22 protein-coding genes, 2 tRNA genes and 2 pseudogenes are annotated in these 26310 nt (G+C 44.8%); 14 read left to right on the top strand and 12 right to left on the bottom strand.

The genetic code is table 11. From position 1 onward, the window contains the following. Nucleotides 1-752: 752 nt before the first annotated feature. The 3 genes and pseudogenes from FEF09_RS32990 to FEF09_RS13880 form a co-directional block, all read right to left on the bottom strand. On the bottom strand, nucleotides 753-968 hold the full coding sequence (locus FEF09_RS32990; protein WP_261387478.1) for a hypothetical protein: 216 nt from the start codon (nucleotides 966-968) through the stop codon (nucleotides 753-755). A gap of 116 nt (nucleotides 969-1084) precedes the next feature. Beyond that, a pseudogene (locus tag FEF09_RS34765) lies at nucleotides 1085-1291 on the bottom strand (lipase family protein); the annotation flags it as partial. A 35-nt stretch (nucleotides 1292-1326) separates the two neighbouring features. Continuing rightward, the gene (locus FEF09_RS13880) at nucleotides 1327-1686 is read right to left on the bottom strand and encodes a hypothetical protein (protein WP_146305673.1); all 360 of its coding nucleotides are present in this window, start codon (nucleotides 1684-1686) and stop codon (nucleotides 1327-1329) included. A 407-nt stretch (nucleotides 1687-2093) separates the two neighbouring features. On the opposite strand from FEF09_RS13880, the gene FEF09_RS13875 reads away from it, so the two are divergent. Both FEF09_RS13875 and FEF09_RS13870 read left to right on the top strand, forming a co-directional pair. Beyond that, nucleotides 2094-2873 (top strand): type IV toxin-antitoxin system AbiEi family antitoxin, encoded by a 780-nt coding sequence (locus tag FEF09_RS13875; protein WP_146305672.1) that lies wholly within the window; start codon nucleotides 2094-2096, stop codon nucleotides 2871-2873. Continuing rightward, nucleotides 2857-3759, top strand: coding sequence for a nucleotidyl transferase AbiEii/AbiGii toxin family protein (locus FEF09_RS13870; protein WP_146305671.1), 903 nt, complete (start codon nucleotides 2857-2859; stop codon nucleotides 3757-3759). The genes FEF09_RS13875 and FEF09_RS13870 overlap by 17 nt, the downstream gene beginning before the upstream one ends. Before the next feature lie 119 nt (nucleotides 3760-3878). On the opposite strand, the gene FEF09_RS13865 is transcribed toward FEF09_RS13870, so the two are convergent. From FEF09_RS13865 to FEF09_RS13850, 4 genes are all read right to left on the bottom strand, one after another. Then, nucleotides 3879-3964, bottom strand: a tRNA-Leu gene (locus FEF09_RS13865). A gap of 52 nt (nucleotides 3965-4016) precedes the next feature. Then, a tRNA-Gly gene (locus tag FEF09_RS13860) sits at nucleotides 4017-4089 on the bottom strand. A 197-nt stretch (nucleotides 4090-4286) separates the two neighbouring features. After that, nucleotides 4287-4736 (bottom strand): Hsp20/alpha crystallin family protein, encoded by a 450-nt coding sequence (locus FEF09_RS13855; protein WP_146305670.1) that lies wholly within the window; start codon nucleotides 4734-4736, stop codon nucleotides 4287-4289. A gap of 172 nt (nucleotides 4737-4908) precedes the next feature. Beyond that, entirely contained in the window at nucleotides 4909-5391 is a 483-nt protein-coding gene (locus tag FEF09_RS13850) for a hypothetical protein (protein ID WP_146305669.1), read from the bottom strand. A 167-nt stretch (nucleotides 5392-5558) separates the two neighbouring features. On the opposite strand from FEF09_RS13850, the gene FEF09_RS30740 reads away from it, so the two are divergent. Next, on the top strand, nucleotides 5559-5723 hold the full coding sequence (locus FEF09_RS30740) for a hypothetical protein (protein ID WP_186774337.1): 165 nt from the start codon (nucleotides 5559-5561) through the stop codon (nucleotides 5721-5723). A 2-nt stretch (nucleotides 5724-5725) separates the two neighbouring features. Here the strand turns inward: FEF09_RS30740 and FEF09_RS13845 are convergent, their stop codons facing one another. From FEF09_RS13845 to FEF09_RS13835, 3 genes are all read right to left on the bottom strand, one after another. After that, nucleotides 5726-6691: a C1 family peptidase gene (locus tag FEF09_RS13845; RefSeq protein WP_146305668.1), complete on the bottom strand. Its 966-nt coding sequence runs from the start codon at nucleotides 6689-6691 to the stop codon at nucleotides 5726-5728. A gap of 297 nt (nucleotides 6692-6988) precedes the next feature. Then, entirely contained in the window at nucleotides 6989-7945 is a 957-nt protein-coding gene (locus tag FEF09_RS13840) for an NmrA family NAD(P)-binding protein (protein WP_146305667.1), read from the bottom strand. A 109-nt stretch (nucleotides 7946-8054) separates the two neighbouring features. Next, on the bottom strand, nucleotides 8055-8432 hold the full coding sequence (locus FEF09_RS13835; RefSeq protein WP_146305666.1) for a lipocalin family protein: 378 nt from the start codon (nucleotides 8430-8432) through the stop codon (nucleotides 8055-8057). 418 nt (nucleotides 8433-8850) lie between these two features. Between FEF09_RS13835 and FEF09_RS13830 the strand changes: the two genes are divergently transcribed. The 6 genes and pseudogenes from FEF09_RS13830 to FEF09_RS13805 all read left to right on the top strand — a co-directional run bounded on the left by FEF09_RS13830 (nucleotide 8851) and on the right by FEF09_RS13805 (nucleotide 15755). After that, the gene (locus FEF09_RS13830; RefSeq protein WP_146305665.1) at nucleotides 8851-9993 is read left to right on the top strand and encodes a tetratricopeptide repeat protein; all 1143 of its coding nucleotides are present in this window, start codon (nucleotides 8851-8853) and stop codon (nucleotides 9991-9993) included. A gap of 42 nt (nucleotides 9994-10035) precedes the next feature. Further along, nucleotides 10036-12566, top strand: a pseudogene (uvrA, locus tag FEF09_RS13825) (excinuclease ABC subunit UvrA). A 74-nt stretch (nucleotides 12567-12640) separates the two neighbouring features. Beyond that, nucleotides 12641-13438: a HipA family kinase gene (locus FEF09_RS13820; protein WP_146305664.1), complete on the top strand. Its 798-nt coding sequence runs from the start codon at nucleotides 12641-12643 to the stop codon at nucleotides 13436-13438. After that, a complete protein-coding gene (locus tag FEF09_RS13815) occupies nucleotides 13416-13799 on the top strand; it encodes a DUF3037 domain-containing protein (protein ID WP_146305663.1) in 384 nt (127 codons plus the stop codon). The genes FEF09_RS13820 and FEF09_RS13815 overlap by 23 nt, the downstream gene beginning before the upstream one ends. Nucleotides 13800-14138: 339 nt before the next feature. Then, nucleotides 14139-14963 (top strand): DUF5953 family protein, encoded by an 825-nt coding sequence (locus FEF09_RS13810; protein ID WP_146305662.1) that lies wholly within the window; start codon nucleotides 14139-14141, stop codon nucleotides 14961-14963. A 51-nt stretch (nucleotides 14964-15014) separates the two neighbouring features. Beyond that, nucleotides 15015-15755 carry a DNA-formamidopyrimidine glycosylase family protein gene (locus tag FEF09_RS13805; protein WP_146305661.1) on the top strand — a complete coding sequence of 247 codons (741 nt, stop codon included), beginning with the start codon at nucleotides 15015-15017 and terminating at the stop codon, nucleotides 15753-15755. 37 nt (nucleotides 15756-15792) lie between these two features. Here FEF09_RS13805 and FEF09_RS13800 read toward each other — a convergent pair whose 3' ends face one another. Then, the gene (locus FEF09_RS13800; protein WP_222596966.1) at nucleotides 15793-16542 is read right to left on the bottom strand and encodes a hypothetical protein; all 750 of its coding nucleotides are present in this window, start codon (nucleotides 16540-16542) and stop codon (nucleotides 15793-15795) included. Between the two features lie 228 nt (nucleotides 16543-16770). Here FEF09_RS13800 and FEF09_RS13795 point away from each other — a divergent pair, with 228 nt between their 5' ends. The 3 genes from FEF09_RS13795 to FEF09_RS13785 are packed head-to-tail and all read left to right on the top strand — an operon-like array spanning nucleotide 16771 to nucleotide 19158. Further along, nucleotides 16771-17766, top strand: a complete 996-nt coding sequence (locus tag FEF09_RS13795; RefSeq protein ID WP_186774336.1) for a DUF3667 domain-containing protein — start codon at nucleotides 16771-16773, stop codon at nucleotides 17764-17766. A gap of 8 nt (nucleotides 17767-17774) precedes the next feature. After that, on the top strand, nucleotides 17775-18554 hold the full coding sequence (locus FEF09_RS13790) for an enoyl-CoA hydratase-related protein (protein WP_146305658.1): 780 nt from the start codon (nucleotides 17775-17777) through the stop codon (nucleotides 18552-18554). 22 nt (nucleotides 18555-18576) lie between these two features. After that, on the top strand, nucleotides 18577-19158 hold the full coding sequence (locus FEF09_RS13785; protein WP_146305657.1) for a hypothetical protein: 582 nt from the start codon (nucleotides 18577-18579) through the stop codon (nucleotides 19156-19158). A gap of 79 nt (nucleotides 19159-19237) precedes the next feature. On the opposite strand, the gene FEF09_RS13780 is transcribed toward FEF09_RS13785, so the two are convergent. Beyond that, a complete protein-coding gene (locus FEF09_RS13780; RefSeq protein WP_146305656.1) occupies nucleotides 19238-21520 on the bottom strand; it encodes a Tex family protein in 2283 nt (760 codons plus the stop codon). A gap of 136 nt (nucleotides 21521-21656) precedes the next feature. On the opposite strand from FEF09_RS13780, the gene mazG reads away from it, so the two are divergent. Together mazG and FEF09_RS13770 are read left to right on the top strand one after the other, a co-directional pair. Next, on the top strand, nucleotides 21657-22424 hold the full coding sequence (gene mazG / locus FEF09_RS13775) for a nucleoside triphosphate pyrophosphohydrolase (protein ID WP_146305655.1): 768 nt from the start codon (nucleotides 21657-21659) through the stop codon (nucleotides 22422-22424). 5 nt (nucleotides 22425-22429) lie between these two features. Continuing rightward, nucleotides 22430-26194, top strand: a complete 3765-nt coding sequence (locus FEF09_RS13770; RefSeq protein WP_146305654.1) for a sensor histidine kinase — start codon at nucleotides 22430-22432, stop codon at nucleotides 26192-26194. Nucleotides 26195-26310: the final 116 nt, after the last annotated feature.

Below are 26310 nucleotides of genomic sequence, written 5' to 3'. Positions count from 1 at the left end.
GTGTTTCACAATCAATCTACCATTCTTTCAGGCCGCATCTTCCGGTCATGTATTGTTGTCAGAATTACCTACACTTTTGGTCTTCTCTTCGCTGATTTACTTCGTTTATATCTCTTACGTTGCCTGCGCATGTATGGTGATGCGCGCTTACATTTTAACACAACCTAAAACAATATGTATTTCAACAACTAAAAATTAATCGATGCGTTCGTTACTAAAAACGCTAATGGCTATACTATGCTCATTGGCGAAGCAGTTCGGAAGTAAGCTGAGTAGCTACGACTAATATTTTGTTTAGAAGAAATGGGATTACATTCATGAACCGGATAGAAAAAGCGGAAACGCTGCTGGATAAAATCGTAAGATATGGCGTATTGAGTATTCATTACAATGACATTAAAGAATGGATTACACACCACATACATTTTTTTTTAGACAAAATATTTTATCTCATCAAAAGTGAAAATGGCTGACCTGTAAGTCAGCCATTTTTGCGTATATCAGGTATGACAGTACTTATCTGTGTAATCCTTTTTTCTGAAGATAGGCCAGCAGCATGGCTGGTCTGTCTGTTTGTATGACGGTGAAGCCTTTGGATAGGATGAAATTGTTATTGTTTCGGGAGGGGGAATTGTATGGTTATATACTATCGGGATTACAAACAAAAAGCCTTTCAGGTTTACAACTGAAAGGCTCTTAAATATACACATACAGGTTGATTATTTAACCCAATCTGTTCAGGATTTGTAAATTTACACTGATTGCATCACTGGTACTGCAAGCGCTATTGTTGGCAGTTGTACACCGAGATAATTAGCGTAATTGTTGATCTGGTGTTGAGCACCTGCCTGCATAAACCAATTGCCAATAGTGTTGTCTTTATATTTAGGATACAATTCTGTGCCAAAGATCGTGTAGTTATTAGTAGGTTGCTGATAATCGTACAGATTAAATACACCTGCCAGCACGAGGAAGGCCTCCGCAGACTAACCGTATGCCCTTTATAAGTAGTTGTGATTGCGCCTGCAGACGGTGAAGGATTATACAGCAGACTTGAGTAAACCAGTCCGTCAAATGTTGGGAAATCAGGAACCAGATCATTTGCGTTGTGGTAATGCCACGCATTAGGCAGCTTACGGTCAAGGGCTATGGCAAATGCGCTGTTTCCGGCAGCAGGTGCTGCAAAGGTGTAAAGGGAAATGTTGCTTGAAGGCAGAAGCCGCTGTCCAAGTGATAAGAAAAATGATGTAAATACATTCGCCATATTACCGCCCAGACTATGGCCTGTGATGGTGAGGTTCGAACCTCTGGGTACACTATCACTTACTAAAAGTCAACGATAGATTTACCTGATCCCAGTGAGTCCTGCATTTGCATGATATTTCCGAAGGCAATGTGCGCTCCTTCACTGATACGTGCCCCTGTGTTTTGTGCATAAGGCCAGTTGCGTAGTACTGCCACATCAAGGTCTTCCAGCACCCAGTTAGCAAAAACGTCCCAGTCGCTGAAGCTACCGAAGGGAGGAACTGAGCCTCTGAAAGCGAGTCCGAAATTTTTTCCTGTGGGGTCTACAGCAATAAATGCGTAGTTAGCGTCATTCGTCTGAATGCCATTCCAGACGATTTTCCAGCCTGGCAATACCTTTTCGATGTCAGAAACCGGATCAGCGGCAGAAGCGGTGTACAAAGTTTAACTGCAGTTTGCGCATTGGGATTCGCAGCCTGATTGCTGTTTGTGGTGATTGGTCTCACGGTGATGGTTTTTGAGATTAAAAAATAAAGGGATTAAACTGATTATTTACGTGGTGTAATGGTTAGTTTGAGGACTTTAAGATACGTAAGTTTATATTGATTCAACAAATCTAATTTCGGAGCGTCTGCTCTTTTTGTACCCAGGACGGGAGAATTAGCGAATCAGTTGTTACAGGATTTAATGGTTTTCAGTGAATAGTTCTAATATGCCCATTGCGGCTTAAAGTGTCATCTTATTTAGTTGGTTTAAAAATATATTATTGTCGTACTATCAGTACTAAAATTTAATATTTAATAAACTTTCTTATTGCTTTGGTTTAGATAATATCCTATATTAGTACTATGAGTACGGAAATTGAAAGGAAAATAAACCGATTGGCCTTGCTGCAACCATCAGGGGTTGTTCTTCAGTCTTCGTGGCTTGTAAAAGAGGGATATAGCCATGACTTGCAGCAGCGTTACAAGAAGAGTAAATGGCTAAAGCCAATCGGCACAGGCGCTTTTATCCGTATGGGTGAGCAAGTCACATACGAAGGTGCCATATATGCATTACAACAACAAACTGGTTCGTTTATTCATCCAGGAGGCCGGACAGCCTTATCTCTTTTAGGCAAGGCTCATTATTTAGAATTGGCTACAAAACGAATCATCTTATTTGGTTCCACAAAAGACAATCTTCCTGCATGGTTTAAACAATATGAGTGGGATTATCATATTGATTATCATGAAACATCTTTTTTACCTCCCGACTTAGGGCTTATGGAAATCGAGACAAAAAACTTCTCCATAAAAATATCAGGTGCCGTCCGCGCAATGCTGGAATGCTTATATTTGGCTCCCCAAAACCAAGAACTCATTGAATGCTTCGAACTAATGGAAGGACTGAATAACCTTCCTCCCAAGCAAGTTCAAACTTTGCTTGAGAATTGTAATTCAATCAAAGTAAATCGATTGTTCCTTTACATGGCCGAAAAAGCGGGTCATAGCTGGTTTAATTATTTGAACTTAGACCATATTAAGCTAGGCTCTGGCAAACGCAGCATTGTCAGTAATGGGGTTTACATCGATAAATACAAAATCACAGTCCCCCCGGAGTTGAAGCAACATGGAAGAAATATATAAAAAGCAGGTATCGCTTTTATTGTCAGTATTGCCAGAAGTGGCAAAGGAGCAATGCTTTGCCCTTCATGGTGGCACAGCGATCAATCTTTTTGTGCGGAATATGCCTCGTTTGTCCGTTGATATTGATCTGACTTATTTACCGATTGAAGATAGAGCGGCCTCACTAAAAAGTATTGAAGATGCCTTGGAAAGGATAAGGGCAAACATTGAAAAAGTTATCCCTGGTGTTAGAGTGACCCATCGGCGGGATGCAGCTAAACTCCAGATATCAGCGCACAAAGTTGATATAAAGCTGGAAGTCAATTTGGTTAATCGTGGTGCTTTAGCAGCTCCAAGGGTAATGGAATTATGTGAAAAAGCTCAGAATGAATTTGAAGTCTTTTGTGTTATGCCTGTTGTTACAAATGGACAGCTTTTCGGCGGTAAAATTATTGCTGCCCTGGATAGACAACATCCCCGGGATCTATTTGATGTGAAATATTTGCTGGAAATGGAAGGTTTCACTGAAGAAATAAAAGAAGGCTTTCTACACTACTTACTTTGTAGTGATAGACCGATCAATGAAATCATTGTTCCTAATTTTCAAGATCATCGGGCAACAATGGATAATCAATTTACAGGAATGACAGTTGACGCATTCGGTTATGAGGAGTATGAAAGCATACGCGAAAATTTAGTTCAAACCATACATAGTAACCTAACGGAAGGTGATAAGAAATTTCTATTAAGCATCAAAAATGCAACTCCAGATTGGAGTATTTATAACTTTGAGAAGTTTCCGGCAATCCGTTGGAAACTACAGAATTTACAAAGTCTCAAAGAGAAAAATCCCGATAAACATCGTGAGCTGTTTGAATCGTTGGAAAAGAAATTACGACTAAATTGATAGTATAGTAAATTTCAATTTATGGGACACTGTTCCACAAATTGAAAAGTAAGCAATCTTGAACGATACTAAAACAAAAAAGCCTTCCAAGTTCACACTTGAAAGGCTTTTATAATTCGTACCCAGGACGGGAGTTGAACCCGTACGAGCGTTGCGGCTCACAGGATTTTAAGTCCGGCGTGTCTACCAATTCCACCACCTAGGTATCCTGTAAACAAAAAATCCAAACTGCTCAGCAATTTGGAAATCTTGTACTGAGCGGAAGACCGGGCTCGAACCGGCCACCCCGACCTTGGCAAGGTCGTGCTCTACCAAATGAGCTACTTCCGCTTATTCTAAGAACTTATCCCTTCAAAAGAACCCGTTGTTTTTTCGTTGGGATTGCAAAGATAACGATTGTTTCTAATTAACCAAATAGTTGTCCTTTTTTTTTGAATTTATTTTTAAAGTAATGATAGGTTTGCAGACAAAAGGCTATCCGCTGTATAGCGGACAGCCTGAAAGCTATAACCCATGTTTACCTGACCCTACCCGATTTCAATCATTCTTGGCGCTTTTTGTTTGGCATCTTCGCGTTTGGGGATGACCAGATGTAATAAGCCATTGTCATAGCGGGCATTTATTTTATCCTCATCCACCACGTTCTTCGGCAACTCGAAACTGCGTTGAAAAGATTGGTAACTAAATTCGCGTCTGGTATAAGTTGCTTCTTTTTTCTCCTGTGTCTGCTGCCTGGCAGAGGAAATAGTGAGGGTATTGCCGTCAAGCGTAATATTGAAATCTTTTTTGTCCATACCGGGAGCAGCTACTTCCACTTCGTAACTATCCGCAGTCTCCTTGATGTTCACAGATGGCACAGTGGTGCTGGTAGATGAAAAATTGTTGTTACCCCAGTTAAAGAATTCACGGCTGAAAAAGTCGTCAAACAGAGATGGGAACGCCGGAAAAGTGTTTGCAGTTTTTTTAACGAGTGACATAATTAACCTCCTTTTAATAAGTTAACAAATAATAGTATTAAACTTAAATCAGGGTTGGCCAACCTTTGTACAGGAGAACTTCAAACGCAATGCCAGCGGCGTTTTTACTGAATTTTTTTCAGTATTACTGTCATTTTTTTAGTGGAAATGTACATCTTGTCAGTGTACTGTTTTAATCCCCTTTTTTCATCCTTTCAATCGTCTCCAACATCGTCTTATGATCTGTCTCTCTGGCGAGAGGAAGCGCAAGGATCTGCCAGCGGATCCCCTGTTCCTTCTGACCGGACTTATATAATAACTGCGCATTCCGGCTCATATAATCGCTAAAAGCATATCGTTGCTTAGCCGGGATACCGGGACCGTATTTCTTCGCATAAGGGATGATGGCCGTGGAAAAATTGGTCCAGTCATCCTGCTGCATACTGTATATCGTCTGACTAAGCAATAACACCTCCTCACCGGTATCTCCGTAGAGACTGATCAGTCGTTTGCCGAATGTGCTCCAGTCAGGTGTGCTGTCGCAGGTATTCAGATAAGGAATGACCTCTTCGTGAAAGATCTTGTTCATTTGTTGTTCATGAAGGGTATCTGTAGATGTTTGTGCAAAAGCGGAGCAGCTTAGCAGGCAACAAAGGCTGACAATGAATGAATACATGGCATAAGGTATTAATGAGGGTCTGTTATGAAGTTACATCATAGCAGCTCATTTCACATAGGAGACAGGGAATAAACCAATAGCAAAGCCTGCAGTTGGTCATATAAGCATAATGTTGCCGTCAGCGGTTTATCAGCTATCTTGTTTCATACAACTGTTACCCGCTTATGCAGCACATTAACGTCACTCAGGTGTTTATTGTCATCCTCTTTGCTATTGCGTTGATCGCATTCGTCATTATCCGGAACCGCAAAGACAGGAGAAAACTGCTGAAAGATGATCCGGTAGAAGGGGAAATAGACGAACAACAGCGAAAGAAAGATAAAATGTGATATCAGCCGTTACCTACGCCATGACCACCTGTAATAACTACTTTTTCATCTGCTGATATCAATACAGGCTGATTTCTCAACGCCAGCGAGGTATCTACCTGCTCCATACCCACACCTTTTTTTACCGGTGCAAATGCATCTTTCTTTTTAAGCCCCGAACTAAGCGTCACACCATATGCTTCTGTAAATGCTGCTTTGGCATACTCATAAGAAGCATAAGCAAACCCTTTATCTCCCCAGGTTTTATCTCCCCAGCTATTTCTGATGATAATACGATCAGGGGTATAGCCCACTATGCAGACGGCATGCCCGCCGTCAGCAGAATCAACATCATAGGCATCCAGTTTGCCTTTGGTCGCTGTTGCATTCATCCACGTGTCATCCACATCGAGCCTTACGAGAATAGGACCATTACCATTCGCAATCCACTGTTTCCATGATTGTATCGGATCGGCATTTCTTCTGAGGTTAAAATAGTTGGCGATTTTCATGACAGATGCGGTAGCAAAGAAGGCTTTTTCATCCAGATGACTCAAACGGGCGGAATCAAAAGGCAGTACTTCGTCTGTAACACAACCGTATTTTCTGGCGATATCCAGTGCGGCCTTCAGACTAGTACCGGTTGACTCTATAAAAGTGCTTGGTGTATCTGTGAATTCATCCGTTTCCTTGGCCGCCATCCAGATAAAGCGAACAGACAATAGCTGCTTTGGAATGATCAGACCATGTTTGACGAAATGCCAGCGTAACAAACCATCCGCAGTAGCCCAACCCACACAGGATCCTGTATCTTTCTGGTCATTAATATGCCACCATTTCTCCCGCAGGTCAATCTGCTTAGGAAGACTTTTTCTGGCAGTTGCGATATTGGCGGCTACTGCAGCAGCCAGGCCCCAGTCATTCTCGACTGCTTTTGAAGGGATACAGTTGAGTATACGCTTTGCATGTTTTGAGGAATGCTTCTTCATATCGTGGGATTAATGGTGGAATAATGGCGTCCATGTGGTGTGCGGACGATAAAGATTCGCTAAAAGTAAGCATTACGCATCCTTTCAAAAATACCAACTACTTTGTATTTTTTGTAACGATGCGCAATGGCTTTAACCGCTCCTGACAAGAGAAAGCGTGTAATAATATCCTCATTCTAAGCTGATGGAAATACAAGGGACATGACACCCCCTTTACCCGCTAGCACAGGCGTTTTACATGCATACAGATGGAGACTGTGAGAGTTGGTTGGCTACGGAGAAAGAACGTTGTGCTTATCAGGCTGCAGCTTTTTTGCCAGCTGTTTTCTTTCTTGTTTTAGTAGTCTTCGTAACGGGAGCCACAGTTGCGGTTTCAATTGCAATTTCCTGTGCCGGGATATGTTCTTTTATGTAATTGTCCAGAGTCGTCTTCAGTTCAACCTGCACGGTACCTTGCTTTTCAGGTGCTGCCTTACCGGAGATGACAGCCTGTGTCATTTCAACAAAGTTTCTGATAGCATCCGGTGTAAATCCAATACCATGTAAGGTACTTTCCCATTCTTCTCTGCGGATCTGTACTGCCTTTACTTCCTTGCCCAATGCAGCAGAAAATGCGGCTGCCACATCGTTGCTGCTGTACATAGCAGGACCAGTGAGTTCGTAGATTTTCCCATCCTCGTCCTCTTTTTGTATAACATTGGCAACAAATGCGGCCACTTCATCAGGTGATACCATCGGAAGCGCAAGATCTACCGGGAAGAATGTTGGCAGAATACCTTTCTCCTGTACTGATTCCAGGTACATCATCCAGTTACTGAAATAATAAGAAGGACGTACAAATGTCTGTTTGACAGGCATAGCCGTAAAAGCATGTTCCAGTAAATAGGACATTACCAGATTACCGGTTCCTGTCTCATACTGCGCGCCAATTGAGGAAAGACCTACAAGTCTCTTGATAGGAGAGTTAGCCAGCGCCTTTCTGTAATTATCAAGAATGTCGATGGTTTCGCCGATCACATTGCGTTCATGATGTGTCTCCGGAGTAATGGCAAACAGGGTGCTGCCATCCTGAAACGCTTTTACCAGTGCGGGAAGATCATTGGCGTCAGCTATGGCTACATCTGCGCCGAGTGCTTTCAGTTGAGGGGCTTTCTTTTCATCTCTGATAATACCTTTAACGGATTCTCTGCGTTGGATAAGATGGGATACTATGCCAGAACCGACCCGTCCTGACGCGCCTAATATAATATGCATAAAATTTTGGGTTTTTTGTGGATACTCCAAAAATTAGTCCATACATACAAAAACAGGCTACTGTTTTTACAGATAGCCTGTTCCCGGATAGGAATAGGGCATCTTATTTTTAATTCTGATTAAAGGTCAGATATTCTCCGCTGTCGTCATTATCGTCCTTCAGCTTGATTTCAGTGGCACTCACGGAAATAATTTCCCAGTCATCTGTGAGTTCGCCGAGGGGTTTATTGGCGTCTGATTTCACTCCAAAATTTAAGTTAAATTTTTTCGAACTGCTACTGACACTCCAACTGCCATTTTTGCCTGTCCCTCCTTTAGTGGCTATAGCCGTTCCATTACTGTCAAATGTGAATACATAACCACTGAAATCACTGGTTTCATCTTTATCGCTGTCGGTAAATAATGTTACACGCCAGGTGCCCGTTGTAGGCGCATCCGGATTAATTGAAGGCGTTGGATTGTTATCATCATTATTGCTGCATGACATGACACATGCACAAAAAACAAAGCGGGTATCCAGCTGCTGCTCTTCATATACGTGAGTTTTTATTGATTTCTTTGGGGCCTTCTATTCTATTAATACGGATATCCGGCTCCTTTGGTTGCCTCAGCCCAATAATAATTTAATTTGGCACCGTTCGCCAGTATGACGGACAATTACATTGTATGCAAAATCTCCACACTTTATGGATCACGGCAATACGCAACATTATTGCTGTGAACGCCTTCGCCCTGCTATCTGCCGTGTAACACTTCAGACCTCTACCTCCCGGCCTCCTTTCCCTAAGTTCATAAAACCGCCATTTTATTGCCCCATTTACCCAATCTGCCCTCCTGTTAATACTATCAACTAAATTTTTCTTTTTAAAACTAAATATTTAGTTTTAAGCTTAAATGCTATAAAGATGAATCATCTGAAGTCTATACTATGCCTGCTTTTTCTATGTGTGATGACAGTCCGGCTGACGGCACAAACCACCATTGACAGGAACCGCGTGATGGAATACCTGCAGGACTTACAGTACGATGAAGCCATTGCCTACCTTCAACCCAACATCGACAGTAATAATGTACAACACGTCTCCCTGCTGGCCTATACCTACTATCAGGCAGGAAAGTTATCTGATGCGGTTAACCAGTATCAGCGCGTATTACAACTGGATAGTAATCATATTACCGCCCATCAGTATATGGCGACTATGCGCATGCAACAGGAACAACCCTTTTCTGCCATTGAGCATTATAAAAGGATCGTTCAGTTACGTCCGCAACATGCAGCGGCATGGAAACAACTGGGAATGGCAGGGTTTACTGCCAGACAGTCTGACTCTGCATTTGTATGGCTGACACGGGCCTATGAGCTCAATCCTGCGGATGCAAGAGTGGTATCCAGACTTGCAGAAGAATGGATCGACAGGAAACGCACCGGTATGGCTGATACGCTTATCAATACCTACCTCGTTAAAGATTCCGGCAGTGCTGTCATACTGATGACAGGTGCCCGGGTTTCTTTCCTTTTAAAAGATTATAAACGAACCGTCATAATGGGGGATAAATTGAAAACACTCAATATCGCCTCTCCCAACGCATTTCTTTATGTAGCCGCTGCTGCATTCAATCTTAACCGGTTTAAAGACTGTATCGCCGTACATGATTACCTCGCCCTCCGCATGTCCAGTTCGGAAAATATCATGTATTATGCTGCTATGTCTTATACGCAGCTGGGCAAATATCAGGAAAGCAATGATCTCTTACAGACCTGTATCGACATGGCAAAATCTGCCAGTCTGGATAACTACTACACCGGCATGTCCATCAACTATGAGGCAATGAAACAATATAAACCCGCTATTGCCAGTCTGGATACGGCTTATTATATGTTCCACCAACCCCTGAAACAGTACAGTATTGGTCGTATCTATGATGCACACCTGAAAAATGAAGCCATGGCTACCCGCTATTACAAACGATATATTCAGCTCTACAAAGGAGAAAGCACCGAAGAAAAACAGATCTACGATTACCTTAAAACCCGCTTCCAGAAGTAACCTGACATTCTGTACAGGGCATAATCTTTGTGCGGTTCAGGCATGTCAGATAAATCTTTACAGCCTGACCGCTCTTCAATGAGTGGTTTTGTTCAGGTAAGAGGTGCAAGGGAACATAATCTCAAAAATGTAGACCTGCAGATCCCCGTGATGCCCTCGTTGTGTTTACTGGTGTATCCGGTTCCGGAAAGTCCTCACTGGCCTTCGGTACCTTGTATGCAGAAGCCCAGCGTCGTTATCTGGAATCAGTTTCTCCATACGCCCGCCGGCTCTTCCACCAGATGCCCGTTCCGGAAGTAGATGAAATTGACGGTTTGCCACCGGCAGTCGCCCTGCAACAACAACGGGGTACACCCACCACCCGCTCTTCGGTAGGTAGTGTAACCACATTATCCAATCTGCTGCGTATGTTGTATTCCCGTGCGGGAGATTATCCCGCCGGACAACCTATTATCTACGCAGAAGCTTTTTCTCCCAATACGGCCGAAGGAGCCTGTCCGCAATGTCATGGTCTGGGTCGCATCTATGACGTGACAGAACAATCCATGGTCCCTGATAATACACTCACCATCCGGGAAAGGGCAGTCGCTGCCTGGCCTACTGCATGGCAGGGACAGAACCTCCGGGATATCCTGACCACCCTCGGTTATGATGTGGATACCCCATGGAAAGATTTATCCAAAAAAGACCGTAACTGGATTTTATTTACGGATGATCAGCCTGTAGTGCCTGTTTACCCGGGATATTCGCCCGAAGAGGTGAAACGTGCGCTTAAAAGGAAAGAAGAGCCGAATTATATGGGCACCTTCATGAGCGCAAAACGCTATGTGATGCACACCTTCGCCAATACGCAAAGCGCCATGATGAAAAAGCGTGTCACGCAATATATGCTGAGCACTGCATGCCCTACATGTGATGGTAAACGCCTGCGGAAAGAATCGCTCTCCGTAAAGTTTGCAGGTCTCGATATTACCGAAATGTCAAGACTGCCACTAGCGCGTCTGTATAATACCGTGAAACCCTATGCAACCAGCAAAACTCCCCTGAGTGCTGATCATGATCACCCGGAAAAAGCAATCGTAACACAACGTATTGTCGTAGATCTGGCAGCCCGGCTGGAAGTATTGATGGAGCTGGGTTTAGGATATCTTACACTGGAACGTAGTACACCCACTTTATCTCCGGGTGAATTACAACGTCTCCGGCTGGCTACACAGGTACGCTCTAATCTGTTTGGTGTAGTGTATGTACTGGATGAACCTTCTGCCGGTTTACACCCCGCCGATACAGAGGCGTTGTTAAAAGCGCTGGACAGATTAAAAGTCGCCGGTAACTCCCTCTTTGTGGTAGAACATCAACTGGATGTGATCCGGCATGCCGACTGGATTGTGGATGTAGGTCCGGCGGCAGGTGAGCACGGCGGACAAATCCTGTATAGTGGTCCGCCTGCCGGACTGGCAAACGTTACTCCATCTCTTACGCGTAAATACCTGTTTGAAGAAAATACCGGTATTGCCCATCAGCCACGTACACCCAAGGCTTTGCTGCAACTGAAAGATATTACCCGCAATAACCTGCATCAGTTGTCAGTAGATTTTCCATTGGGCGTATTTACCACCGTCACTGGTATATCCGGTTCGGGAAAATCCAGTCTGGTCAGTCAGGCACTGGTGGAGCTGGTACTGGAAAAATTAGGTCAGCAGCATAACACAGACGAAGAAAATACCGATCTGCTGGAACAGGAAGCACCCACCACACTGGAAGGCTATATCGCAGGGGGCATGGAGCATGTTAAACGATTGGTGCTGGTTGATCAGCAACCCATCGGGCGTACACCAAGGTCTAATCTGGCCACTTATACAGGCTTGTTTGATCATGTACGTAAGCTCTTTGCTTCCACCAAACAGGCCAAAGCCCGTCGTTATGATGCCGGCAGGTTCTCCTTTAACATCGCCAAAGGACGTTGTGAAAACTGCAACGGAGAAGGATTTGTAATGGTTGAATTGTTGTTCCTGCCCAGTGTATACGCACCCTGTCCTGTTTGCGAAGGATCGAGATATAATGCTAAAACACTGGAGATTAAATACCGGGAGAAATCCATCGCAGATGTATTGCAGATGACAGTCAATGATGCGTGGGAATTCTTCAGCGATGAGGCCACGATTCATCACTCTTTACACGTATTGCGGGAAGTTGGTCTGGGATATCTTCGCCTCGGGCAACCGGCAACAGAGCTCTCCGGAGGAGAGGCACAACGTATCAAACTGGCCACCGAACTGCAACGCATGGGACGTGGTAATGCACTCTATATACTGGATGAACCTACTACCGGTTTACACCCCGCTGATGTGGAAAAACTCATGTCGCAACTCAACCGGCTTGTTGATGCCGGTAATACCGTTATCGCAGTAGAACACAATATGCGTGTACTGGCCGGCAGTGACTGGGTGATCGATATCGGACCCGGAGCAGGAGAGGAAGGTGGTCAGGTAGTGGCCAGCGGAACGCCGGCTACCATAGCAAAAGACCGGAACAGCCGTACAGCCGCATATCTTGCACGTCATCTTAAATAGGCTTAATTTCACGCCACTTTGATAACCGGCAGTATCAATGACTGCCGGTTGCCATTTGTATAAATAATGAATCAATGAGTATTAAACAACCCGACCTGAGAACGGTCAATGTAACAAGGTATGTGACGCCGCTGCGTGAAGGCGGTTCCCTGCCTGCCATTGCCGAAGCAGATGATGGATTCCTGTACGTATTGAAATTTCGTGGCGCCGGACAGGGTATCAAAGCCCTGATCGCAGAACTGATAGGAGGAGAAGTCGCCCGTACCCTTGGTATGAAGATACCGGAAATTGTATTTGCTAATCTGGATACTGCCTTCGGCCGCACAGAACCGGATGAGGAAATACAGGACCTGCTGAAGGCCAGTGTGGGCTTAAACCTCGCGCTCCACTATCTCTCAGGTGCTATTACCTACGATCCTACTGTAGCTGTAATAGACCCGCTTACAGCTTCTCAGATCGTGTGGCTGGACTGCCTGCTGACCAACGTAGACCGTACCCCCCGTAATACCAATATGCTGATGTGGCACAGGGAATTGTGGCTGATCGATCATGGTGCTTCCCTGTATTTCCATCATTCATGGGATAACTGGGAAGAACAGGCCAAACGTCCTTTCATACAGGTGAAAGATCATGTGCTGCTGCCACAGGCTGCCGAACTGGAGAAAGTAGACGCCGCATTCCGTGCTATATTGACGGAAGAACAGATCCGTGCCATCGTTGCCGTAGTACCTGACGAATGGCTGCTGACCTTATCACATCATGGTACACCAGAAGAGATCAGAGAGGTATACGCCCGTTTTTTAATCACCCGGATAGCCAATGCCGGAACATTCGTAAATGAAGCGCAAAATGCAAGAAAAACACTTATTTGAGTACGCCGTAATCCGCGTCATGCCGAGAGTGGAACGGGAAGAGTTTCTCAATGCCGGTGTCATTCTCTATTCTAAACAACAGAGATTCTTACAGGCAATCATTACACTGAATGAAGAACGGCTCCGGGCGTTTTCCCCCGAAACAGATATTGAAGAGGTGAAATCCTACCTCAATGCTTTTGAGTACATTTGTAAAGGTGGCAAAGAGGCTGGTCCGATCGGACAACTGGATCTGGCTTCCCGCTTCCGCTGGCTGACGGCCACACGCAGCACGGTCGTACAGGCAGGAAAGGTACACCCGGGCTTCTGTAATGACCTGCCACAGGCACTGATCAGGTTACATGAAAAGCTGGTATTATAGCCAGTAATGTATGGCGATTTTCCCCTTAATGGACGCTTAAAAAAAACACCTTTTTACACATTCTTCACTTTTGTGCTATATCCGGTCAACTATTGGTTAATGTATAGTCTGACTATAGTCAACTTACGTTAATGCTACGATAAAAACGTAGCACTAACGTAAGTTAACTATAGGATAAGTACTATCAGCACAGTACAGACAGCCCCGTTTTTTCATCACAGATAGCAGACTGTTTACAATGCTATATATGCGTCCCCGGATGCCTATGTTAAGTTTTCTGTACGCTCTTTTTTGTATGCACTTTTTGGTTAGATTTACAAGAAACAACCCCGTAGCCCAATGTCTTTACACGTAAGCACACTACAACTGTTCCGCCGGAAAGAAGCAGCATCTCTGCCACGTTTTCTTGACCTTGTACAGACTTGTAATGATCATAGTGAAGCCACCCGCTTGCAATACGTCTATGACGGGAATGTTTATAATGAATATATATCCCCCGCTGCGCTGGAAAAGGCTTTTGCCGATCTGGAGCAATACTGGAATAAAGGCGATTATGATAAAGACGTGATCCTGTTCACCGATAAAGAACACCCTTTGTTCTCACTCGTACATACGGATCCGTTTGAATATACACATGAAGATACTGCCGCATTCACCTTTAATGGTGGCAGACCATTATTGCAACCACAGGGGCACTTCTCTTACGAGACCTTCCATGCCTTCTTTATAGCTGCCATAGACGCCTATCAGGCGACCTATGCTGCCGTATATGATACAGATCTTGAAACACTGATTTCTTTTGCTTCTTTTTATGGTGAAGTAGAAATAGATGAAGAGATCTCCACGCCGGAAATAGTATTGGAAACACCCGATCAGCTGACCGCCCGTATAGGCCGTGTTATCTCGCCGGAATTGTTTAATCCGCTGGAAATTCCACCTGCTATCTATTGGTTCAACTATTGGAATGAAGCACAGGTAAAAGCAGTGGGAGAGGAGAAGATAAAACAGGCGCCATTCGAAGTGATAGAAAAACGGGCAGATGGTGGCTATATCCTTGTGGTACAGAAAGAGAACTTTGATACCCATAATACCGCACATCTGGAAAGACTGGCCGCTCTTTATGATCATTTTGATCTGTATGCGCTGCAGCAGGGAAATGCCTGATTGATCCGCTGGCGCAGATCTTGTATACTGTTTCAGTATTAACAGTATCATATGCCAGAAGGTCCATCCATTGTTATACTAAAAGAGGAAGTCCGGTCTTTTACCGGAAAAGAGGTCATTGATGTGAGCGGATATGCTAAAATTGACCTTGAAAGACTCCGCAATAAAAAAATCACCGCCTTTAAAAGCTGGGGCAAACACTTCCTGATCTGTTTTAAAGGGTTTACTGTACGGATTCATCTGTTGATGTTTGGCACTTACAGGATCAATGAGCAAAAGAACAGTAATCCTACGTTACATCTGCAATTCGCCAAAGGCGAACTGAATTTCTATACCTGTGCAGTCAGGATCATTGAGGAACCACTGGATGAAGTCTATGACTGGAGCGGGGATATCATGAACGAGGCCTGGGATGCCAGAAAAGCGATGGCTAAGCTGAAGGAAATACCTGACATGCTGGTGGCCGATGCCCTGCTGAATCAGGATATTTTTGCCGGTTCCGGTAATATTATCAAAAATGAGGTCCTTTTCCGTATCAGGGTACACCCCGAGACTAAAATAGGCGACCTGCCGCTTAAGAAGAGACGTGAGCTGATAAAAGAGGTAGTGAATTATAGCTTCGATTTCCTGCACTGGAAAAAAGAGTACAAACTAAAGGAACATTGGCTGGCGCATACGAAGAAGATCTGTCCGCGCTGCGATATTCCTTTCCATAAAGCCTATATAGGTACCACAAAACGCCGTACCTTTTATTGTACCAATTGTCAGGTCAGATATTACAATACTAAATAAAAACGGCCGCATCATGATACGATGCGGCCGTTTTTATTTAGTATTTACGGTATTTATACCGGACTGTTCCCAATAGTTCTTTTTTCTTTCCGTAACACTCTTCCTGTATAGGCAGGCCCTTTTCATCATAAGTATATCTCCAGATGGTGTAGGTGGCCGTTTCTCCGTTCACTGTGGTCATCGCCCCAAGACGGTTTTTAGCGTCATAATCGAAGATATAATCGGGCAGCATCTTTTTACGGGTAGGAGAGTAACGCACGATATCGCTCAAAAGGCCCTGATCATTGTATTTGTAGTAAATACGGCGGCCTTTGGCGCCTTTGCCGGTTTCAATCTCTTCTGATACCTGTCCGAGAGAGTCCAGCGTAAAGGAGACCGTTGTAGAGTCTTCTATTCTATCTCCGTGAAAATGAATCATTTGAGATAAACGACCCTGTTGATCATATTGATAACGGCGCGTCTCTGTGAATTTATACTTGGTCTTAGGCTCGTATGAGGTCAGGTATACTTCCTGTATCTTACCACTTGTGTCATTGGTATTACGCATATAGATCACGGTGGTAATGATACTTCTGGTACTGTCCACTGTTTTGGTCAGCTTCCCTTTCGTATTGAAATAGGAGGTCATTGCTGAGTAGCCGGTTGACCGGGATACGGTTACAGAGCGGATCTGGCGAAAGTTAGGTGATAGCTCCCGCGTACACCGGAAATCATTGTCGCTGTTGCGATCCTCATCAAAACTCTGCACTACCTGGGCTACTATCTTATTCTCCTTTAACAGGGCCATATTTGCCTCGGTACGGGCAGTATTAACAATGTCCTGATAATAAAATTGGGCGGAAACAGACAAGTTTAACCCAAAAAATGCCATAACAAGCAAAAAAATGGTTCTTCTCGTGTACATATTAGATACAAAAATAATGATTCAGGAACATTCGGCAGTTCATTTCTGTAAAGATAATTTTTATATTTACCTTCTATAACCTATCAACCACCTATCAACCAGTCAACCGCTTTGAAAACACAGCCACTCAGAATAGAAACGAACTGTCTGAATTGCGGGACGGATGTACCCGGCAGGTATTGTACGAACTGCGGACAGGAAAATATCATACCCCATGAAACTTTTGGTCATCTGGTAAAGGAATTTGCGGCCGATATCGTTCATTATGATTCCAAAACTATATTGACTTTCAAGTATTTATTCACCCGCCCCGGACACATTACCAGAGAATATACGGCAGGTAAGCGTGTAAAATTTGTACAGCCCATTAAGTTGTATATTTTTTCCTCTTTTCTGTTCTTCCTGTTATATTTCGCGCTGACGCCGAAAGAAGATAAGGTAAAAATTGACCACGAAACAAAAGCGCAACTGGACGCCAACCGGAAGACAGCCCGGGAGTCTTTTGCCAGTCTGCCGGATTCTTTAAAAACCGGCGACCTCTCTACAGAGAACTGGTTCAGAAGGCTTTACACCTTTGAATCCAGAGAAAAATACGACTCCTTTCAGGAAACATTACCCGATGAGTACAGGGACGGTCTCTTAGAACGTAAAATGGCCAGATATTATTTTAGTGCAGCCAATGGTGTTACAGGAAGTGATGAAGAAAGCAAACATGCGGAAGAGGCACAGGAGGAGTTATTCCACCACAATTATCCTAAAATGATGTTTGTACTGCTGCCACTCTTTGCACTCTATCTCCGATGGATGTACGACAAAAAGAAATGGTTCTATGCCGATCATGCCATTTTCTCTATCCACATCCACGTTTTTTTCTTCATCTTTTACCTGTTCTGTGCAGCACTGGATCGTCTGTTTCATACAGAGGCCGTTACGAGTATAGGGCTGTTGGTTATATTTGCATATCTGATCATTGCGTTGAAAAACACCTATGGTCAGTCGTGGGGAAAATCGGTGCTGAAAGGCTTTTTGCTGACGATGACCTATCTGGTGACATTGCTGATCGTTTTTATCGGATTTATGGCAACGCTGACGCTATTAAATACGTAAATTAGGGAATGCAACCACAATTTATAATCATACACCAGCAGGTAGCCCCCTATGTGGCTCACATACAGTTAAACCGCCCAAAAGAACTCAATGCACTGAACCTTGAACTGATGATGGAGCTCAGGGATGCATTAAAAATGTTGGATGCGGATGACAATGTGCGTGCAATCGTCATCAGCGGTAATGAAAAAGCATTCGCCGCAGGCGCCGATATTAAACAGATGGCAGGGAAAACTGCCATGGATATGTACAACATTGACCAATTCAGCACCTGGGACACAATAAAAAAAACTAAAAAGCCGTTGATTGCGGCAGTAAGCGGCTTCGCGCTGGGAGGGGGATGTGAGCTGGTCATGCTATGCGACATGATAGTAGCCAGCGAAACAGCGCGATTCGGACAGCCGGAAATAAAAATAGGCGTTATGCCTGGCGCAGGAGGTACACAACGCCTGACACGCGCCGTAGGTAAAGCACTGGCCATGGAAATGGTATTGACAGGCCGCTTTATCACTGCAGAAGAAGCTGCACGTGCAGGTCTCATTAACCGGGTAGTACCGGTGGAACTTTTCCTGAATGAAGCCATCCGGCTGGCAACAGAAGTAGCTGCTCTTAGTCCGCTGGCAGTGAAAATGGCTAAAGAATCTGTACTGAAAGCATTTGATAGCTCCCTCGAAGAAGGACTACATTTTGAACGTAAAAACTTTTATCTGCTGTTTGCCTCTGAAGATCAGAAAGAGGGCATGCAGGCTTTTGTTGATAAGAGAACACCTGTTTTTAAAGGAAAATAAGCTGCGTATTACGAGCCGGATCATGCGAAGGAAGTTGCTTCGTAATGCGCAGTCGCAATTCGTAATTGAGACCATGACCATGAACAAACATCTGGCAGCAGTATATGTTGTAGCTGCCTGTATTCTAGGATGCAAAGAACCGGCTGCCAATAAAGACAGCCAGCAAAAAGGAGGTACTCCTCCACCCACCACAGACACCATGATGACCATCGCAGACACTATTGAACCCACTCAGGTCGCTTCATGGCATTCATTTGAACAGTTTGAGGGGAAATATATTGCTGAGACAGGCATGCTGCAGAAAGAGCCGCTAAAGTCCCGTATTAAGGCGCTGCTGGAAAAAGAAAAACAGGATCCCATCTTTGCTGAACGCTTTGATGTAACTCCGCCTGTTGAACTGGAAAATGAAGTACTGTACAATCAGGGCTGTCGCCGCCACTATTGTGGTGCAGACGAAGCAGCACTGGCAGTAGATATGCGCCGCGATGTCGTTTATGTCGGTATTGCCGTAAACGGCGTCGTGAAACTCTTTAGCGAAAGAAGTGATTCCACCTTCCCGGAAAAACTGAGACGCTGGAAATTGAAATTTCCTTCCATGAATTGATAACATATTGCCTTACCGGCATAAAAAAAGCTGTCGCGCCTTCGGCGGACAGCTTTTTTTATATTATTGCTTCAGACGTTTAGTTGAACTTCTTCTTCAGCTCAGCCAGTTTAGCCTGGAAATCATTCAGTGGCGCAGGTGCGCTCTGTTTGGTATTCCTGTTGCTGTTACCGCTGTTGCTGTTGTTACCACCCTCTCTTCTTTCTCTGCGCTGTCCGCCGCCTGCCTGTGGCGCTTCATTGTCTTTCATAGACAATGAAATACGCTTACGGGAAGGATCTACCTCCAGTACGGTTACCGTTACTTTCTGGTTCAGTTTTACCGCCTCATTAGGGTTGCTGATAAAACGGTTGCTCAGATGAGAAATATGTACCAGACCATCCTGTTTTACGCCGATATCCACAAAAGCACCGAAGTTGGTAATGTTAGTCACCACACCCGGCAGTGTCATACCTACTTTCAGGTCTTCCATTTTGTGAATACCTTCAGCATATTCAAAGATAGCGATCTCGTCACGAGGGTCACGGCTTGGTTTGTCCAGCTCTTTCAGGATGTCTTCCAGTGTCAGCAGACCTACCTCTTCGCTTACATATTCTTTCGGATTGATCTTCTTACGCAGCTCCTCTTTCGCCATCAGGTCCTGCACAGTACAGGACTGTTTGGTGGCCATGTTTTCGATCAGAGAATAACGCTCAGGGTGAACAGCTGAATTGTCCAGCGGATTGTCACCATTTTCGATACGTAAGAAGCCCGCACATTGTTCGAAGGCTTTATCACCCAGACGGGTTACTTTCTTCAGCTGTGTACGGTTTTTAAATGCACCGTTTTCTTTGCGGTATTTCACGATGTTCTCCGCCAGAGAAGGTCCCAGACCGGATACATATGCCAACAGGTGTTTGGAAGCTGTATTCAGGTTTACACCCACATTGTTCACACAGCTTACTACTACTCTGTCCAGACTCTGTTTCAGACTGGATTGGTTTACATCGTGCTGGTACTGACCTACACCGATCGCTTTAGGATCGATTTTCACCAGCTCAGCCAGTGGATCGATCAGCCTGCGGCCGATAGATACTGCACCACGAACGGTTACATCGTAGTCAGGGAATTCTTCTCTCGCCACTTCGGAAGCCGAGTAAACGGAAGCGCCGCTTTCATTTACCATGAACACGTTCACTTTTTTACCGAAATCCAGTTTCTTTACAAATTCCTCAGTTTCACGACCTGCAGTACCATTACCCACGGCAATAGCAGCAGTGTCATATTTGTCAGCCCATTTTTTCAGCAGGGCTTCTGCATCATCTCTCTTGTAGTTCTTTTCCAGAGGGAAAATAACGTCGTGATCCAGCATGTTACCCTGATTGTCCAGTGCTACTACTTTACAACCTGTTCTGTAACCTGGGTCAATTGCGATGACTGCTTTTGGTCCCAGTGGAGCTGCCAGCAATAACTGACGCAGGTTTTCTGCGAATACTTCGATCGCCTCGGCATCTGATTTTTCTTTGGTCAGTGCACGGAACTCGTTTTCCAGTGATGGGCGAAGCAGACGTTTGTAAGAATCAGCTGCTGCTTTTTCTACCTGTTTGCTGCTTTCGTTATTACCAGTTACGAATTGTTTGTTGATGATCTCAGCAGCATCTTCTTCCGCCGGGTTGATCGTTGCATACAGGAAACCTTCAGATTCTCCACGGAGGATCGCCAGCGCCCTGTGAGAAGGGATCGCATGGATTTCTTCGCTGAAATCAAAATAGTCTTTGTATTTGGCACCTTCTTCCTCTTTTCCTTCTATCACTTTGGATGTCAGTACGGAAGTATGGGTGAAGAGTTTACGCAGTTTGTCACGTACCTCTGCATTTTCATTGATCCACTCTGCCATGATATCACGGGCGCCTTTCAGTGCCTCGTCGGTAGAAGCTACCTGCTCATTCAGGAATCCTTCCGCAGCGGTGAGCGGAGCAGCTTCCTGCTGTTCGAAGAGCAGTTTGGCCAGTGGCTCCAGACCTTTCTCAATGGCCTGTGTACCTCTGGTCTTACGTTTCGGTTTATAAGGCAGATAAATATCTTCCAGTTCGGTGAGTGCCCAGGTGCCTTCAATTTTACCCAACAGTTCAGGCGTCATTTTCTCCTGATCTGTAATGGTTTTGATGATGAAAGCGCGGCGTTCATCCACTTCCTTGTAGCGTTTTTGCAGGTCCTCGATCTTTCCGATCTGTACCTCATCCAGACTACCGGTTACTTCTTTACGGTAGCGGCTGATGAACGGAACGGTGGACCCTTCCGCCAGCAAATTCATGGTGTTCTCCGCTTGTCGCGCTGAGATGTTCAGCTCCGCTGAAATTAGCGCAATGTGTTTGCTATTCATGAACTAAAAATTAATCGTTTTCCGGTTAACCAAAACCGGCGGCAAATGTAACTAAAATGCCCTATCTGTCAACAAAAAGAAATTAACATAAATCCCATACAGGCTTCTCCCTCCGGGAATTCTTTATATTTGACAGATGGAAAATAATTCGGCCTTTAACCGCCTGCTGGAAATCATGGATGATCTGCGCGAAAAATGCCCTTGGGACAGGAAGCAGACCATTCAGACGCTCCGCCAGCAGACTATCGAAGAATTGTACGAACTGACAGACGCAATCACAGACCAGGACTGGAAATCAATCAAAGAAGAACTGGGCGACCTGCTGCTGCACATCGTATTCTACGCCAAAATCGGTAAGGAACAACAGCAATTTACCATAGATGACGTCATCAACGGCATCTGCGAAAAACTGATTTACCGTCACCCGCACATATATGGCGATGTGAAAGTGGAAACGGAAGAAGAGGTGAAACAAAACTGGGAAAAGCTGAAGCTCAAAGAAGGTAAAACCTCCGTTCTCAGCGGTGTACCCGTATCACTGCCGGCATTGGTAAAAGCCATGCGCCTCCAGTCCAAAGCCCAGAAAGTAGGATTTGAGTGGGATGACGCCGAACAGGTATGGGACAAACTGAAAGAGGAAATGGACGAACTCCATGAGGTTGTACAGCTGGGACAGCCGGACAGGATGGAAGACGAATTCGGAGATGTCATGTTCTCCCTCGTCAATTACTCCCGTTTCCTGAAAGTAGATGCAGAAAATGCATTGGAACGTACCAACAAGAAATTCATCCGCCGTTTTCAGCAGATGGAACAGATGGCCACAGCGCAAGGGAAAGCCCTCGATGAAATGTCTCTCACAGAGATGGATGCGCTCTGGAACGAAGTGAAAAAATCAGAAAAATAAAGAACTTGCTGGATATCAAAGAAATAAGGATTTTTTTCATCCGTCACGGCTATCTCCTGATTATCGCTGCCTGGTTATTCACTTTTTCTTTCCTTTTCAGCAATTACTGGTCTTACTATTCCTCTCCGCAGGGGGTAAAACGCAGTCTGGAGAAGAGTATCAGGGAAAGGGAAATGGCCTTTCAGGAACTGTCCACAGATAGCACACTGATAGCGCATATTTTCGCACGTGATCATGATGAGAAAGAAGAAAAACTGCTCTCTAAACAGGGATTCTATGTCTTTGCATATGATAGCAGTACTGCCAGCCGCTGGCTGGTATACTGGAGCACCAACCTCGTATTGCCGGAAGAATGGCAGGCTCCCCTGCAACCCGGTATCCGCTTCCTCAAACTGAAGAACGGCTATTATGAGGTGATCTGCAAAAAAGTTCCGCAGCAACAGGCCGGACATGAACGTTACCTGATGGCGGCTATCCCCGTCATGATGGAATATAGCCTCAGTAACAACTACCTCGTTGATCATTTCTTTGATAAACCGGCCCTCGGGATGGAATATACCATCCATTTGAAACCACCGGGCATCCCCGTATTAAACGGACAAAACCTCATACTTTTCTATCTCTATTACGACCGTACACTGGATACCGGACCGCCTAATCTGCTCAGTGTTATACTGCGTGTACTCGGCTGTATCTGTGTATTGATATTCGTTAATCTTTTTGCCACTACACTGGCCAGACAAAAGAATCCCTTATATGGCTTCTTTTTCCTGTTTACGATCATTATTGTCTGTCGTACGCTGAGTTATCTCTACCCATTTCCTTTTAACCTGCGTACACTCAACATATTCACGCCACTGATCTATGCAAAGGATGAAGTGTTCCGCTCACTGGGTGACCTCTTACTCAACGTACTGCTTGGTTTCTGGTTATTGTTGTTCTTCCGTGAACATGTAAAAACCATCAAAGCACCACGGGTGACCAACCGCGGTCAGCAACGTGTCGTGATCATTCTTGCCAGCTTCATCATGTATCTGGTGGGAGAGTTCCTTTCCCAGCTCATACAGAGTCTTGTAATTGACTCCAGGATCTCATTTGATGTGGCAAACCCCTTTAGTCTGAACGAATACAGCATTATCGGCTTTATCATACTCGGTTTTATTTCATTCAGCTTCCTGTTTTTTTCACAGATCATCAACTACCTGCTGAATGAACTGACTAATTTCCGCCACCGCACCAAATACCTGTTTCTGGGCATTGTCGGTATCGTCTGGCTCGCTTTCCGTCTACAGAATCCGGATATCTACTACTCAGTAGCCATGGTTATCTGGCTGATCATTTATGTGGTCCTGCTGGATGCATTATCCTATCGGTTTGAGAACAGTCTTGCCACAGTACCATTCCTCTTCTGGCTCTTCCTGCTTACCATCACTACTTCTGCAGTGCTTGTATACTACAACGACAAAAAGGAAGTCAGTCTGCGGGAACGTATGGCCGTGGAGTTATCCAAACAGAAAGATCCTTACGTTGAAATGCTGCTCACCGATGTGACACGCCAGATGGAAGAAGACGAGCTTTTACAAACGTTCTTTCAGCAAAGTGGTGCAGGCAGAACCGCACAGAGAGGCATTCTCGACGAACTGAAACAGAAATATTTCAAAGGCTATCTGGCCAGATTTAACGTCAATTTTTATCCCTTTAATGAGTACTTCGAGCCACTGTATGGTGGTGATACGTCTTCATTTCCGACACTCAGCCGGCGCATGCTGATGGGCTCAGAACTGATCGGAAATGAATTGTACTACAATGAACGCAGTTATAACGACTACAGCTATATCGGCCGTAAAGATTTCTACAGAAATAATACACCCGCCGGTTATCTCATCTACGAACTGACACCCGCAGTGGTCAATACCCAGCGTCTGTATCCGGAACTGCTGGTAGATGGAGATATTTACGATCCGGAGAAAGAATCCTCCACAGCTTATTCCTACGCGATTTATGATCAGGGAGAACTGGTGAGTAATAACAACGATTATGCGTTCCCTGTCAAATTATACGCCTCAGATATACCCAAAGATGAGATCACACTGGATTATCATAAAGGCTTTTCCCGCCTGATCTATAAGGCCTCGAAAGACAAGGTTGTGATAGTGGTGAAAGAAAGCAGAAGTTTTGTGGAGTTCATCACGCTTTTTGCATGGATGTTCTGTCTTTTCCTGCTGATCATCGCTATTTACAGGGTACTGGATCTGATGGTTAAAGCGCGGATGCGTATCGGTAATCTGAAGACACTCGTTAACATCAGTATCCGTAAAAAAGTGCATGGTACGATCATATTTATCGTCGTATTTGCCTTCATCATTTTGGGGTTGACAACGATCCTCTTCTTTATCGACCGTTCAGAAAGAGAGAATAAGGAGCGACTGAGCCGTACGATCAATGAAGTGTCCCGAGATGTGGAAAAGGTTTTTGAAAATCAGCGCATGTTCGATGACCTTGAAGATCTGTACGATCCGATATTCCAGGCTGGTCTGACAGCCGAGATGGCAGAAATAGCAGACGAGCGGGCGCTGGATATCAATATCTATGACCGGGATGGCAATCTGCAGGTCACCACACAGCCTCTGATCACGGAGAAAGGGCTGTTATCCCGGAAGATCAACCCGGATGCCTTTTTACAGTTATATCGTGAACCTAAGATACAGTGGATACAGAAAGAGAAGATTGGTGGCATGAAATATCTTTCCGGCTATAAACCCTTGCGGAGCAGTACCGGAGAGATCTTTGCCTATCTGAATGTGCCTTATTTCGCTACGCAGACGGAACTGAATCAGCAGATCTCAAACTTCCTCGTCGCGCTGATTAACTTCAATGCCTTTATCTTCCTGATCGCTGGTTTGCTGGCATTGCTGATCACGAACTCTATTACGAAGTCCTTCTCTCTGGTAACAGAAAAGCTGCGGCATGTGAACCTCGGGCAGAATGACGAGATTGAATGGGAAAAGGACGACGAGATCGGGGCATTGGTGAGGGAATACAATAAGATGGTACGTAAACTGGAAGTCAGTGCCGCCCGACTGGCAAAGAGTGAAAGGGAGGGCGCATGGAGAGAAATGGCCAGACAGGTCGCCCATGAGATCAAGAATCCGCTGACGCCCATGAAGCTCAGTATACAATATCTGCAACGTGCGATCGATAATGATGCGCCAAATGTAAAACAGCTGTCTAAAAACGTGGCACATACGCTGGTGGAGCAGATAGAGCACCTTGCTAATATTGCCTCTGATTTCTCAGCGTTCTCGCGTATTGACGAGGCAAACAGTGAGGTATTATTACTGAATGAGGTACTGCACTCGCTGAAGGATCTTTACCAGATCCACGACAATTTCAATATGCATTTCCCACCACCCGGAAAGGCCTTTTATGTTTTTGCTGATAAAACGCAGATGAACCGCCTGTTTACCAATCTCCTGCAAAACGCAGTACAGGCGTTGCCGGAAGGCCGGGATGGAAATGTAACGATCGCGATGACGGAGCACGAGGAAGGTTGGGTAGTTGTGAGTGTGGAAGACAATGGGGAAGGTATTCCGCCGGAAATACAGCCAAAGATCTTTGTACCGAATTTTACCACCAAAAACTCTGGTACCGGTCTGGGACTGGCGATGTGTAAAAACATCGTAGAGCAGGCGAGGGGAGAGATCTGGTTTGAGACACAGTTGACGGTAGGAACGACGTTCTATGTACGGCTCCCGCTGGAAAAGGTGTAAAGTCCAGCCGGGAATTACTGTAATGATCTTCTGTAAACTAAAGTATTGATTTATTAATGCTTATATCATAAAGTCCAAGGGCACTTCCATGAATGGAGGTGCCCTTGGACTTTATG

Origin of the sequence: Chitinophaga pinensis (assembly GCF_007896845.1) — a bacterium.
GTDB lineage: Bacteria > Bacteroidota > Bacteroidia > Chitinophagales > Chitinophagaceae > Chitinophaga > Chitinophaga pinensis_C.
Note: the sequence above shows the minus strand (reverse complement) of the source record. Positions and strands in the feature narration are given on the sequence as shown.